Raw genomic sequence first — 12,757 nt, forward strand, 5'->3', positions numbered from 1 at the left:
CCGCCCGCAGTTGGGCAGCGACTATTTTCTGAGGAGAAACCCGTGATCGAAGAGACCTTGCTCGAAGCCGGCGAGAAGATGGACAAGGCGGTTGAGGTAGCCAAGGAAGATTTCGCCTCGATCCGTACGGGCCGGGCAAACCCAGGGCTCTACAACAAGGTGATCGTGGAGTACTACGGCACTCCCACTCCGCTGCAGCAGCTCGCATCCTTCGCAGTTCCGGACGCACGGACCATCCTCATCACGCCGTACGACAAGACGGCCCTGCGTGACATCGAGAAGGCCTTGAGCGATTCCGAAGTTGGCGCCAACCCCTCCAACGACGGCAACATCATCCGTGTCACCATCCCGGAGCTCACCAAGGAGCGCCGCAAGGAGTACGTCAAGATCGTCAAGGGCAAGGGTGAAGACGCCAAGGTCTCCATCCGCAGCATTCGCCGCAAGGCCAAGGACGCAATTGACAAGTTCGTCAAGGATGGCGACGCCGGCGAGGACGAAGGTTCGCGCGGCGAGAAGGAACTCGACGCCATCACCAAGCAGCACGTCGACAGCATCGATGAACTGCTCAAGCGCAAGGAAGCCGAGCTGCTCGAGGTCTAATGAACCAGGCAGAGCCGGCACCCGCTGGGAGGGTCCCGACACGCGATACGAGCAAACGCGTCAGGCGTTTGCGAGGTAACCCGACGCCGAAGGCAGGCCGCAATCTTCCGGCCGCCATCGGCGTCGGGCTTGCCATGCTTTTCGCCGTTCTTGGGGGATTGCTTTTCCTTCCCCTTGGCTTCGTCCTGCTCACCACATCGTTTGCGGTGCTGGGTGTTTGGGAAGTCTTCAGGGCCCTTGAGGCCCAGGGAACCAGGATGCCGATCATCCCTGTGATGATCGGAACGCTGGTGATGCCGGTTTCCGCCTACTTCGGCGGTTTGGAAGGCTTGCTGTTCACCATGACCGCAACCTGCGTCGCGGTTCTGCTGTGGCGCTCCATCGAGAGTGCTGCAGGTGCTCCCCGCAGCGTTTTCGCGGGTGTCTTCACTCTCGCCTGGATACCGTTCCTGATCAGCTTCGCGGCGCTCCCACTGCATGCAAGCGGTGGCGCGACTCCAGTCGGCCTATGGCCGGACGGGATTCCAGAGGGAGCCTGGCAGATTGCCACCATGCTGCTTCTGGTCGTTTCGAACGACACGTTCGGTTACATCGTTGGCGCTTCCTTCGGGAAGCACCCCATGGCACCGAAAATCAGTCCCAAAAAGTCGTGGGAAGGATTTGCGGGTTCTGTCGCGGGCGCCATGATCATTGGCGTTCTCGCGTGTGTCCTCATTTTGGACAAACCGTGGTGGGTTGGCCTGGTGCTGGCTACCGGCATGGTTGCTGCTTCGACGGCGGGAGACCTCGCCGAGTCCATGGTCAAGCGCGAACTGGGCGTGAAGGACATGAGCAGCATCCTCCCTGGCCACGGCGGCGTCATGGACCGTTTGGACTCGATCGTCTTCGCGGCTCCTGTAGCCTATGTTCTGTTCGCGCTGCTGAGCGGCGTCTGACAACCCCGATGAAGGAAAATTAGTGGCTTTGGATATTCGTCGCCAGATTCCCGCAACGTTCGATCGCGTTGAGCGCAGCAAGTACGGCTACAACGCCAAGCAAGTGGATGCGTTCCTTAGCCGCGCCAGGACTTCTTTCGAGAACCCTGTGGGTGCCGCCGATCAAGTGTCCAGCGCGGACGTGCGCGATGTAGCTTTTGACCCGGTCAAGGGTGGTTATGACGCCAACAGCGTCGATGCTGCCTTGGACCGGCTTGAGGACGCCTTCGCACGCCGGGAACGCGACGACCTCATCAGCCAGCAGGGCGAGGAAGCCTGGCTGCGCCAGATCGGTAAACTTTCCGGCATCCTTCGCGGACGGCTGCACCGGCCCGACGGCGAACGGTTCCGCCGCCCGGCCAAGAAGAAAGTCCGCAGCTACAACGTCCAGGATGTGGACGCACTCTGCGCCGAACTTATCGGTTACCTGGAACACGATCAGCCCCTCAGCGTGGACACCGTTCGCCGTGCAGTCTTCCGTGCGGCCAAGGGTGACGAAGGCTATGAGGAAGCCCAGGTGGATGCATTCCTTGACCGTGTGGTTGAACTGATGGCGGCCATCGACTAAGAAGTCCGCAAAACTACCGTGGCGTTGGAGAGATGGGTGGGTTGTTCTTCCACGCTTCGAGGTAGCGGCGCCTTCCACGGGCCAGCGCTGTAACGAAGAATGCCAGTGCTGCCACTACGGCGACGCTCACCGCTACAACGGCCGGCAGTCCTGCAACCAACAGCGCCGAGCCCACCAACAAGGCGATCAGGGCTGCGTTTACGGTCGCCATGAACACCATGCTGCTACCGGCAACCTGACTGAAGTCCTTCCTGCCGCCGAAGAAGTAGTACGTACGTTTCGAACCTTCCTCGTCATCGTGGGATCCAGCCATAAGGTACCTGGCAATGCCGGGGTCCAGATCCACATATGCGGCGCGCAACCGGTTCATGGCGATGACGTACATCAGATCCTCCATCCCGACGCTCATGACGCGTATGTGGGTGAGGAGCCCCACCATAAGGTCAATGGTGAGGATGGTCAGCGCGAATGCCCTGAAGGCGTCGGAGAATTGCGTAGCCTGACCAACCAGTGCCACACTCAGCAGGCTGGCCGAGGTGAAGGTCAGGAACATGCTGATACGCGTGAGGACCTCACCTTGCGTGGTGCTCCTTGAAGCAAGAAGGCTCCAGTGTTCGGTGGCCAGCAACTGGGCCCGGATGCTAAGGGAAGCCGGGCTGGCGGCATCCGGTTCTTCGGACATGGCGTCATTGTCCACCTTGCCCAATGCATGGACAACAGGTGCTGGCCGTTACCGTTCGGTAGCCACTGGCCGTTCTGGAACGTGCAGGCGGGACATCACGCGGTTCACGGAAGCCGGCACGCGGTTCTTTGTCCAGACCGAGACCGCCAGCGTCACTGCGAACGCGGCCGGGACCGTCCATGCAGCCGGTTGGGCCAGCCAGGCAGGAGCGTTGCCCTGACCCATTACAGTGCCGATCACCATGGCCCCGCCGCACAGCAGCGCGCCGGTCACCATCCCTGCAATTGCCCCGGCATCAGTCAGCCCGCGCCACCAGATTCCCAGCAGCAATACGGGACAAATGGTGGACGCAGTAAAGGCAAAGACGAGTCCAACACTCCCCGCCAGGGCCAGGGTGTCAGTCATGAAGGCAAAACCCAAAGGCACGACGGCGGCAAGCAGCGCTGCGAGGCGGAATCCCCGGACGCTTCCTCCGAAGAGGTCCTGGCTGATGACGCCCGAGAGCGAAACCACCAGCCCTGACGTGGTGGAGAGGAACGCGGCGAAGGCGCCGGCGACCACGAGCGCTGAGAGGAGTTCACCTGCTGTTCCTCCCACGAGCTTGCCGGGCAACAGCAGGACCAACGCATCGGCTTGGCCGGACTGTGCAAGTTCCGGGGCGAAGATTCTGCCCACCGCACCGGAAAGCGTGGGGAAGAGGTAAAACACGGAGAGAAGCCCCAGCACGATCAGTGTGGTGCGGCGTGCAGACTGTCCATCGGGATTTGTGTAGAAGCGCACCAGGACGTGCGGCAGGCCCAGTGTCCCGAAAAGCAATGCCACCATGAGCGAAATGTTCTGATAGGCGCTGGCCGCTGGCTGGGCAGTGGGATTGACCGGGAGCTGGGCTTGCTGCGGGGTGCCGTTTCCAGCCAGGACCAGGAGCACGAAGATCACAGGAACAGCCAACGCAGTCAGCTTGAGCCAGTACTGGAAAGCCTGAACGAACGTAATGGAACGCATCCCACCAGCCACCACCGTCAGGCACACCACCAGCACCACCGCCGTCGAACCTACCCACGATGGCAGTCCCGTGGTGATGCGGATGGTGAGCGCAGCGCCATGAAGCTGGGGCACGATGTACAGCCAGCCGACGGCCACTACCACGAGGCTTGTGACGCGTCGAACCATCCTGGAATCCAGCCGCGCCTCGGTGAAGTCGGGGATGGTGTACGCGCCGGAGCGTCGCAGGGGAGCGGCAACGAAAAGCAACAGCATGAGGTAGCCCGCGGTGTAACCAACAGGGAACCACAAGGCATCAGTACCGGACAGCAGGATCAGTCCCGCGACTCCCAGGAAACTCGCAGCCGAGAGGTATTCGCCGCCAATCGCTGAGGCGTTCCACCACGGCGGGACTGTCCGCGAGGCAACATAGAAGTCACCCGTGGTGCGTGAGATGCGCAGTCCGTAGAAGCCGATGACCGCCGTCGTGATCGAAACTGCCAGGAAGGCGACCAAGCCAACAGCAGGGTTCACTTGTCCTCCACAAGGTCCTTATAGCGCGCTTCATTCCGGGCGGCCGCACGGTTGTAAAGCCAGGCGCTGAGGCCGATCACGGGATAGATCCCCACCCCCAGTAACAGACAGTCGAGCGGAATGCCCAGGATCCTGGTCTCAGCAACCCCTGGTCCGAAGACCAGGAACACCGCGAACGAAGCAAGGATCAGCAGGAAGCCGCAGGCCACCACCAGGGCAAGCCGCAACTGCGAGCGGATAAGGGAGCGGACGAAAACACGTCCCACGTCCGAATCCTCGGCGACTTCGCCACCATAGGGGAAGCGCAGGGGAGCCGGTTTCGCTGATTGGCGTGGTGCTGTGACCCGAACGCGCGTCATCCTTGTGGCCGGATGCGCGTGGATTGCAGCTTGTCCCGCACCGATGGCAGGTGGCGCCGGCTGATGGGCAGTTCCGCACCGGCAACTCTTACGCTGGGGGAAGTGGCAGAGAGCTTCAGATGACCCACATGGTTGAGCGCAATCAGGTAGCTGCGGTGGATCCTGATGAAACCAGCTTCCGCCCACTTCTGTTCCAGATCGCTGAGGGGGACACGGATCAGGTAGCTGGCTTCGGCCGTGTGCAGCCTGGCGTAGTCGCCCTGTGCCTGCACATAGCTGACATCATCGCGACGGATCATGCGGGTGGTGCTGCCCAGGTCCACCGTGATCATTTCGGGAGCAGGAGCCCCGTCCTTGATCAGCTCGCTGATCCGGTCAACGGAACGTGCCAGCCTTTCGGCACGCAGCGGCTTGAGGAGATAGTCAATGGCAGCGAGGTCGAACGCCTCCAACGCGCAGTCTTCGTCAGCAGTGACAAAGACGACGGCGGGCGGGCTGCTGCTGCGCGCAATGGCGCGGGCGATGTCCAAACCGGAAAGGGCCGGCATATGGATGTCGAGGAACACCGCGTCAACGGATTCCCGTTCCAACGTCCGCAAAGCCTCGGCCCCGGACGACGCCCGGTGGATGGTGCCGATGCGCGCATCCTGCCCCAGCAGGAAAGCGAGCTCCTCCACGGCAGGCAGTTCGTCGTCAGCGACGAGCACGTTGATCATGATTAAAGATTAGCCCGGTGTGTCAGGCGTCATGTCCGGGCTGGGATTTGGGAACCCGCATGGTGATCAGCGTCCCCTCGCCCGGGGCCGTTTCGATGACGAGGCCGTGCTCGTCCCCATAGACCTGCCGCAGGCGGGCGTCGACATTCCGCAGGCCTACGTGCTCACCGTCCGTATGTCCGGCAAGCACGGACCGCAGGTGCTCCGGGTCCATCCCCACGCCGTCGTCCTCGATAGTGACCTCAGCGAACGCGCCGGAATCGTTGGCACAGATGGTGATGTGTCCAGGGCCTTCCTTCGCCTCAAGACCGTGCCGGACCGCATTCTCCACCAGTGGTTGCAGACTAAGGAACGGTATGACCGTGCTCAGCACCTCGGGTGCGATCCGAAGGCTCACCTGCACGCGCTCGCCGAACCGGGCCCGTTCCAGAAGAAGGTAGCGGTCGATGCAGCGCAGTTCCTCGGCCACGGTGGTGAAGTCGCCGTGCCTTCGGAAGGAGTACCTGGTGAAGTCGGCGAACTCCACCACTAGCTCCCTTGCCCGGGCCGGATCGGTATTGATGAAGGAAGCGATCGCGTTCAAGGAGTTGTAAATGAAGTGCGGGCTGATTTGGGCACGAAGAGCCCGGACTTCGGCCTCCATCAGCAGGGTCCGGGAAGCCTCCAACTCAGCCAGTTCAAGCTGGGCGGCAATCCAGTCAGCCACTTCGCCGGTGGCCCGTACCAAGCCGGCTCCGGCCGCAGGCGCCAGTGCTGCCACCGAACCGACAACTTTGGAGCCGGCACGTATGGGGGCAATGACGGCACTGAAATCGTGGTGGCCGTGCTCGGATCTTGCGGAGGCCGAATGGCCGGCGTGGGGCACCACGGCAGTCCGGCCCGTCGCCAGCACTTCCGCGGCGAGGCCCATGAGGGAAGGCCGCAGCTCCTCGGCAAACCCGTCCCATGCAAGGACCGAATCGGTATCGGTAATGGCCAACGCGTCGCAGCCCAGGAGCATTCGCAGTTGTTTGCTCGCCTTGGCCGCGCCGGCCGCCTGCAGCCCGCCACGCAGATGCTGCCCCGCACGCGAGGCGGCGTGGAGTGTGTTGTACGTGGCCCGTTCAGCATCCGTGCCCAGGTCCCGGAAGGAGCGGATCACCTTCAGCCCAACACCCACGACGACGGCGACGGCCAGCACGATCACGGCGATCGCGGCTGCGGTGAAGAGGGGGGAGTCAGGCATAGAGCCAGCGTAGCCGGATGCCCGCTCACATCCTGCGCCGTTTTCCCCAACGTTCTCTCACATCCCACCGGGTTTTCCCCAACGTTCTCTCACATCCCACCGTTCGGCGCAGCATCCTGACCGCTGGGCGACGGTGGCCGCTGGTTCTCTGGCACCGCTGGCACAGCCCGTTCGATAGTGATTGCAGTCACATTGGCAAAGCGTGTGGAGCTGATGTGGACACATCACAATCAGGAGGAACCATGGGTAATGAGGCCCAACCCCAAGACGCAACAGCGTCCGTGGACTTCCAGGAAGTCCAGCAGACGGAACGGTTCAAGACGCTGCGCAAGCGGCACCGCAGTTTTGTCTTCCCGATGGCAGTGGCGTTCCTGCTCTGGTATTTCGCCTACGTCCTCTTGGCCGACTACGCCGTCGGCTTCATGTCCATCAAAGTTTGGGGCAACATCAACGTCGGCCTGATCCTCGGGCTGCTCCAATTCGTCACCACTTTCGGCATCACTGCTTGGTACGTGAGCTACTCCAACAGGAAGCTGGACCCCATCGCGGCATCGATCCGCAATGAGATCGAGGGCCACCAGTTCGATAAGGATGGCAACATGATCCGCGGGGCAGCCAAATGAACACCAACCACATCAGCACCGTTGTCCCCGCGGTCAACGTCGCAGCATTGAAGGATACGACGCTCCTCAATATGGGCATTTTCGCCCTCTTCGTGGCGGTCACCATGGTGATCGTCTTCCGGGCAAGCAGGAACAACAAGACCGCGGCCGACTACTATGCGGCGGGCCGTTCGTTCACCGGTTCACAGAATGGCACCGCGATTGCGGGCGACTACCTTTCTGCGGCCTCGTTCCTCGGTATCACGGGCGCCATTGCGATCAACGGATATGACGGGTTCCTTTACTCCATCGGCTTCCTTGTCGCCTGGTTGGTGGCATTGCTCCTCGTGGCCGAGCTCCTGCGCAATACCGGCAAGTTCACCATGGCCGATGTCTTGTCCTTCAGGCTGCGCCAGCGGCCGGTCCGCATAGCGGCTGCCCTCTCCACCCTCGCGGTTTGCTTCTTTTACCTCCTCGCGCAAATGGCAGGCGCCGGCAGCTTGATTTCGCTCCTCCTGGGCATCAGCGACTGGGGCGGACAAGCTTTGGTGATCATCGTCGTCGGCGCATTGATGATCATGTACGTCCTCATCGGAGGCATGAAGGGCACCACGTGGGTGCAGATCATCAAAGCCATCCTGCTGATCGCAGGGGCCGCAGTCATGACTGCCTGGGTACTGGCGATCTACGGATTCAATCTCTCCAACCTGCTCGGTTCCGCGGCTGAGGCAGCCAACAACCCTGCCGTTCTCAACCCAGGCCTGCAGTACGGCAAGACGGAGACGTCCAAGCTTGATTTCATGTCCCTGGGCTTGGCGTTGGTCCTGGGCACAGCTGCCCTCCCACACGTTTTGATGCGTTTCTACACGGTTCCCACCGCCAAGGAAGCAAGAAAATCCGTGGTCTGGTCGATCTGGCTGATCGGCCTGTTCTACCTGTTCACGCTGGTGCTGGGTTACGGTGCTGCAGCTTTGGTTGGAGCAGACACCATCAAATCGGCCCCAGGCGGCGTCAACTCTGCCGCGCCCCTACTGGCCTTCCACCTCGGCGGGCCGCTGCTGCTCGGCTTCATTTCGGCCGTTGCTTTCGCCACCATCCTTGCCGTGGTGGCCGGACTGACTATCACCGCGGCAGCGTCCTTTGCCCACGATATCTACGCCAACGTCATCTCAAAGGGCAAAGCCGATGCAACCACAGAGGTCAAGGTGGCCCGGCGCACCGTAGTAGTGATCGGCATCCTGGCCATCCTCGGCGGTATCTTCGCCAACGGCCAGAACGTGGCCTTCCTGGTGGCTCTCGCCTTCGCAGTTGCAGCTTCGGCCAACCTGCCAACCATCGTTTACTCGTTGTTCTGGCGGAAGTTCACCACGCAGGGCGCCGTATGGAGCATGTATGGCGGATTGGCCTCGGCCATCCTGCTCATCACGTTCTCGCCCGTGGTCTCCGGTGCTAAGACGTCCATGATCCAGGGAGCCAACTTCGCGTTCTTCCCGCTGAGCAACCCAGGCATCGTATCGATCCCCCTCGCCTTCCTGCTGGGCTGGCTGGGGACCGTCCTGGACAAGCGCCGTGAGGATCCAGCCAAACAAGCGGAGATGGAAGTCCGCTCGCTGACAGGTGTCGGTGCAGAGAAAGCAGTGGAGCACTAAGGTCACCAAGGACCAGGCCAAACACGGGGGCTCCTCTGCCATACGGCGGGGGAGCCCCCAGGCGCGCCAGCACTAACTCACTTCTTGAGGCTTAGCCATTCCTTCAACTGCTCCAACGGCCACGTGGTGACGATCCGTTCCTTAGGCACGCCAAGCGCCTCGGCACGTTCGGCGCCGTATTGAAGGAAATCGAGCTGGCCGGGGGCATGGGCATCACTGTCAATGCTGAACAGGCAGCCGGCATCAAGCGCCATCTTGATCAGCGCGTCCGGAGGGTCCTGCCGCTCCGGCCGTGAATTGATTTCGACGGCGACACCCCACTCGGCACATTCGGTGAAGACCTTGGCGGCGTCGAATTCGGACTCGGGCCGGGTGCCGCGGGATCCTTGGACCAGACGGCCAGTGCAGTGCCCCAGGACGTTCGTGTGTGGATCACTTATTCCACCAAGCATCCGCTTGGTCATGGTCTTCTTGTCCGAGCGCAGCTTCGAGTGGACACTGGCCACCACCACGTCCAGCCGGTCCAGCATTTCCGGCGATTGGTCCAATGTCCCGTCCTCAAGGATGTCCACTTCGATGCCTTTGAGCAACCGGAAGCCGTCCTGATTGGCGTTGATCCCTTCCACCACACCCAGCTGTTTTTCAAGCCGTTCCACGCTGAGGCCGTTGGCGATGGTCAGGTTGGGGGAGTGGTCAGTGAGGGCAAGGTATTCACGGCCCAGGGTTTTGGCAGCAGCCACCATGGTTTCAATCGGTGAACCGCCGTCGGACCAGTTGCTGTGGCTGTGAAGGTCGCCGCGTAACGCTCCCTTGAGCGTGTCGCCGCCGGATGCCAACGATTCCGCGCCACGCGTGCGAAGGTCGGCCAGATAGTCGGGCACCCTGTCTTCCATTGCCTGGGTAATGACTTCCGCGCTTCGGTCCCCAACACCTTTCAGGCTGGTGACTCTTCCATTTCGGACGAGCCTGGCCAGCTCGTCGGGCGGAAGCTGCCGCACGGCGTCGGCCGCTTTCCTGAAGGCCTGGACCTTGAAAGTGGGGGCTTGGCCGCGTTCCAGCCAAAAGGAGATTTCTTCGAGCGCCTCAACGGGATCCATGGCTCCATGATCCACGAACCGGGCGCACCATCAACAGAGGGCAATGTTGACGGTGCGCCGGTCCGGGCTATTACTTCTGGTGGTGGCCGCCTGGAACCAGTCCGGGAGGTGTTCCTTCCGAGGGCGCCAGTCCATGCTCCCCATGGGGAACGGCGTGCTGGCCGGCCATGGATGCGGCCAATCCCGGCGTGGCCACCGATGCAACAACGACGGCGGCCCCGAACGCGGCTGCCAGAAGCCGCCCGGTCCTTGGCAGGCCGTGGGCGCCGCCGTCGTTGGTCTTTTGCTGCCGGCCCACCCAACCGCCTCCGGCAAGTGCCATCAGAGTTAGTCCCAGGGCCGCAAGATGGCTCACTCCAAGCGAGCCTTCACTGGCCGCCAAACCCCCTGCAAGGACAGTGATGTGGGCAGCGGCGGCAACCAGCAAAGCTGGAAAGGCAAGCCGGCGCAAGACAAGGGAGTTCCGGTGGAGTCCCCACAAAGACCACGCCAGGAAGGCCAGCCCGGCTGCGAGGGCCACCACGCCGGCAAACACCATGCCAGGTGCGCCGGCTTCCGTGAGGTAGCCGGCCGCAATGGACAGCTCCACTATCCCGCCGGCCATGGCTGCGAAGTAGACGAACAACAATGCAGCGGCGTTCAGCGTGGGGTGATATTTGGCTGCCATGGCGCTGTCCTCGGTCTCGATGGGTCTGTGATCAGGGGCTCTGTGATCAGGGGTTCTATGATCAGGCGCGGGCTGAGGCTACGACGGCCTTGTCCTGGGACAGGGCAACGCCCAGAAGCACCACAGCGCTGGCCAGGTGCAGCACGTTGTCTGCCCCGTTCAGGGCGATGATGTTCAGCGAAGTTCCCACCAGGAACAGCCCGAGGATACCTACCAGCAGATAGACACCGCCCACCGCCGTGTTGACGGATTTGGAAAGCGTGACACTGTTCATACCTGCATAAAGAAGGGCGGCACCAATGGCCAGGTGAATGACGTTGTGCAGGGGGTTCACCGCGAAGATGATCAGGTTGGCACCTTCAGTGGCGAAGAAGCCGGTTCCTGAGGTGACGAAGAATCCGAGCACGCCTACCAAGAGGTATACGGCTCCGAAGATGGTGGCGATCAAGCGATTGGGCGAAGTACGCATTGGTCCGAACCTTCCGGTGATGGCCGGGTGTTCCCGACCGTCCTGTGGAGCCCCGGGCGGGGCTCTCAAGCAGTGATTCGGACCATGCGTTGCTGCGGATGGGTGGAAACCGGAATATTTTTTCCCGCCCTTATGGACGGAGGCGGATGCTGCTCATTTTGAGATCGTTGGTGCCCTCGAAAACGTACTTGAGATCGATGGTCTTGCCGGTGCACTGCAAGGTTCCCGCGATGTCCGCTTTGTTATTCCCGTTATCCGAATTCACGCTGACGGAGTTGTAATTTGGCTTGCAGGAATCATCAAGTTCCAGGCTGGCAATACCGTCGATGAAGGACTGCTTATCCAGTTCTTCCTTCAAGGCCGGGTGCAGGTAGTTGTCGTAGGCCTGCTCTGTTTGCCCTGAAACCACCAGATTGGTGAACTCGTCAGCCAAAGACCTCGCCTTCGACGTCGCGCCGCCCACAACGTTCACCAGCACCAGGATGCCCACCACGGCCAGGACGATCACTCCTGCCACAATGCCGAGGACAATCCAAAGCACCTTTTTGCGCTTGGCCGGCGGCGGAAGCTGTTGGCCGTACTGGCCGGGTAGATACTGGCCGGGTGGGTACTGCCCGGGTGGGTACTGGCCGGGCGCATACTGCCCCTGGGGGTACTGGCCTTGCGGGTACGGGTTTTGGTCAGGCGGATATTGTCCCGGTGCATACTGGCCTTGGGGACCCGGGGACGACGGCGGCTGTTGCCACTGCGGTGGAGTCCCGTTTGGTTGGGGGTACCCGGGGCCGGGTGGGACGGGTGGTGGGTTCTGGCCGTATTCGCTTCCGCTGTGTCGGGTTTCGTCGCGACCATTCGGTTCTTGCGGGTTGCTCACTGTAGTGCCCCTTTCGGCAGCCTGCGGCAGCGCCACCACGTAGCCAGGAACCGCTGGCCGGCCCCCGATGCGTCCACCTGAATCAAATCGCATCCGCAGTTCCACAGGCAAGGGCCAAAGGGTAGTAACAGCAGGTGAAAACGGGGGGTGTCAGCCTTCGGAGCGCCGGCCCAGCAGGGGTTGCACCCGGTACGGAATCATTTCCCGCATCGCCAAGGCAGTATCGGTGCGGTCAACGCCGTCGCATGCAAGGATCTTGCCGTTGATCCGGTAGAGGTCTTCGGCGTCCAGCGCCACCACACGCAAGAGCAAGTCGGCTGATCCGGTCAGCCCGAAACCTTCCAGGATCTCCGGGATGTCCGCAAGATCCTTCGCGAGCGAGGCGAGTTTCTGTTGCTGGACATGCACGGTGATGAACGCCGTAAGGGGGTAGCCGAGGGCAACCGGATTGATTCGCCGTTCAAAGGAGAGGAAGGCATGCTTCTTCTCGAGTTGGGCCATGCGCGCCTGAACAGTATTGCGGGACAAACCAAGTTTCTGGGCGAGAGCCACAACGGTCCCTCTGGGATCCTTTGCCATCGCTGAAAGGAGCCGGGTGTCAGTGCCATCCAAAGGTTGCATAATGCGCAAGATTAGCACGGCTCGGCCACTCCCAACATGGCAGAATGCTCAAGTTTTTCAACGGTAGTTGTACCCGATGCGTCTTGTGAGTAGGGTCACAATTAACGCTGGCGAAGGAGCCAGGGGGCCGGTCTGCGCTTGG

15 protein-coding genes are annotated in these 12,757 nt (G+C 61.7%); 5 read left to right on the forward strand and 10 right to left on the reverse strand.

Annotation, left to right across the window (positions count from 1 at the left end):
- Positions 1-42: 42 nt before the first annotated feature.
- The 3 genes from frr to AC6I99_RS07780 are packed head-to-tail and all read left to right on the forward strand — an operon-like array spanning position 43 to position 2,142.
- Complete coding sequence (frr, locus tag AC6I99_RS07770; RefSeq protein WP_216925335.1) at positions 43-600, forward strand: ribosome recycling factor; 558 nt, start codon at positions 43-45, stop codon at positions 598-600.
- On the forward strand, positions 600-1,535 hold the full coding sequence (locus tag AC6I99_RS07775) for a phosphatidate cytidylyltransferase (protein ID WP_497945490.1): 936 nt from the start codon (positions 600-602) through the stop codon (positions 1,533-1,535). Before frr ends, AC6I99_RS07775 begins: the two co-directional genes overlap by 1 nt.
- Positions 1,536-1,557: 22 nt before the next feature.
- Entirely contained in the window at positions 1,558-2,142 is a 585-nt protein-coding gene (locus AC6I99_RS07780) for a DivIVA domain-containing protein (protein ID WP_497945489.1), read from the forward strand.
- A 13-nt stretch (positions 2,143-2,155) separates the two neighbouring features.
- On the opposite strand, the gene AC6I99_RS07785 is transcribed toward AC6I99_RS07780, so the two are convergent.
- The 5 genes from AC6I99_RS07785 to AC6I99_RS07805 are packed head-to-tail and all read right to left on the reverse strand — an operon-like array spanning position 2,156 to position 6,639.
- A complete protein-coding gene (locus AC6I99_RS07785; RefSeq protein WP_497945488.1) occupies positions 2,156-2,824 on the reverse strand; it encodes a hypothetical protein in 669 nt (222 codons plus the stop codon).
- A gap of 48 nt (positions 2,825-2,872) precedes the next feature.
- Positions 2,873-4,339 (reverse strand): sodium/solute symporter, encoded by a 1,467-nt coding sequence (locus tag AC6I99_RS07790; RefSeq protein ID WP_497945487.1) that lies wholly within the window; start codon positions 4,337-4,339, stop codon positions 2,873-2,875.
- Entirely contained in the window at positions 4,336-4,698 is a 363-nt protein-coding gene (locus tag AC6I99_RS07795) for a DUF485 domain-containing protein (protein WP_497960712.1), read from the reverse strand. The genes AC6I99_RS07790 and AC6I99_RS07795 overlap by 4 nt, the downstream gene beginning before the upstream one ends.
- On the reverse strand, positions 4,695-5,414 hold the full coding sequence (locus tag AC6I99_RS07800; protein ID WP_224166951.1) for a LytR/AlgR family response regulator transcription factor: 720 nt from the start codon (positions 5,412-5,414) through the stop codon (positions 4,695-4,697). The genes AC6I99_RS07795 and AC6I99_RS07800 overlap by 4 nt, the downstream gene beginning before the upstream one ends.
- A 22-nt stretch (positions 5,415-5,436) precedes the next feature.
- Complete coding sequence (locus tag AC6I99_RS07805; RefSeq protein ID WP_309927816.1) at positions 5,437-6,639, reverse strand: sensor histidine kinase; 1,203 nt, start codon at positions 6,637-6,639, stop codon at positions 5,437-5,439.
- A 242-nt stretch (positions 6,640-6,881) separates the two neighbouring features.
- On the opposite strand from AC6I99_RS07805, the gene AC6I99_RS07810 reads away from it, so the two are divergent.
- Together AC6I99_RS07810 and AC6I99_RS07815 are read left to right on the forward strand one after the other, a co-directional pair.
- Positions 6,882-7,262, forward strand: coding sequence for a DUF485 domain-containing protein (locus AC6I99_RS07810; protein WP_224092207.1), 381 nt, complete (start codon positions 6,882-6,884; stop codon positions 7,260-7,262).
- Positions 7,259-8,890, forward strand: coding sequence for a monocarboxylic acid transporter (locus AC6I99_RS07815; RefSeq protein ID WP_497945486.1), 1,632 nt, complete (start codon positions 7,259-7,261; stop codon positions 8,888-8,890). The genes AC6I99_RS07810 and AC6I99_RS07815 overlap by 4 nt, the downstream gene beginning before the upstream one ends.
- A gap of 77 nt (positions 8,891-8,967) precedes the next feature.
- Here AC6I99_RS07815 and AC6I99_RS07820 read toward each other — a convergent pair whose 3' ends face one another.
- The 5 genes from AC6I99_RS07820 to AC6I99_RS07840 all read right to left on the reverse strand — a co-directional run bounded on the left by AC6I99_RS07820 (position 8,968) and on the right by AC6I99_RS07840 (position 12,615).
- On the reverse strand, positions 8,968-9,987 hold the full coding sequence (locus AC6I99_RS07820; RefSeq protein ID WP_497945485.1) for a PHP domain-containing protein: 1,020 nt from the start codon (positions 9,985-9,987) through the stop codon (positions 8,968-8,970).
- A gap of 70 nt (positions 9,988-10,057) precedes the next feature.
- Entirely contained in the window at positions 10,058-10,654 is a 597-nt protein-coding gene (locus AC6I99_RS07825) for a hypothetical protein (RefSeq protein ID WP_497945484.1), read from the reverse strand.
- Between the two features lie 61 nt (positions 10,655-10,715).
- Positions 10,716-11,123 carry a DUF4383 domain-containing protein gene (locus tag AC6I99_RS07830; RefSeq protein ID WP_223936509.1) on the reverse strand — a complete coding sequence of 136 codons (408 nt, stop codon included), beginning with the start codon at positions 11,121-11,123 and terminating at the stop codon, positions 10,716-10,718.
- Between the two features lie 130 nt (positions 11,124-11,253).
- Positions 11,254-12,087, reverse strand: a complete 834-nt coding sequence (locus AC6I99_RS07835) for a hypothetical protein (RefSeq protein WP_497960713.1) — start codon at positions 12,085-12,087, stop codon at positions 11,254-11,256.
- 57 nt (positions 12,088-12,144) lie between these two features.
- Complete coding sequence (locus AC6I99_RS07840; RefSeq protein ID WP_224092218.1) at positions 12,145-12,615, reverse strand: Lrp/AsnC family transcriptional regulator; 471 nt, start codon at positions 12,613-12,615, stop codon at positions 12,145-12,147.
- Positions 12,616-12,757: the final 142 nt, after the last annotated feature.

The sequence above is a fragment of the Arthrobacter sp. TmtSoilC77 genome (assembly GCF_059739415.1).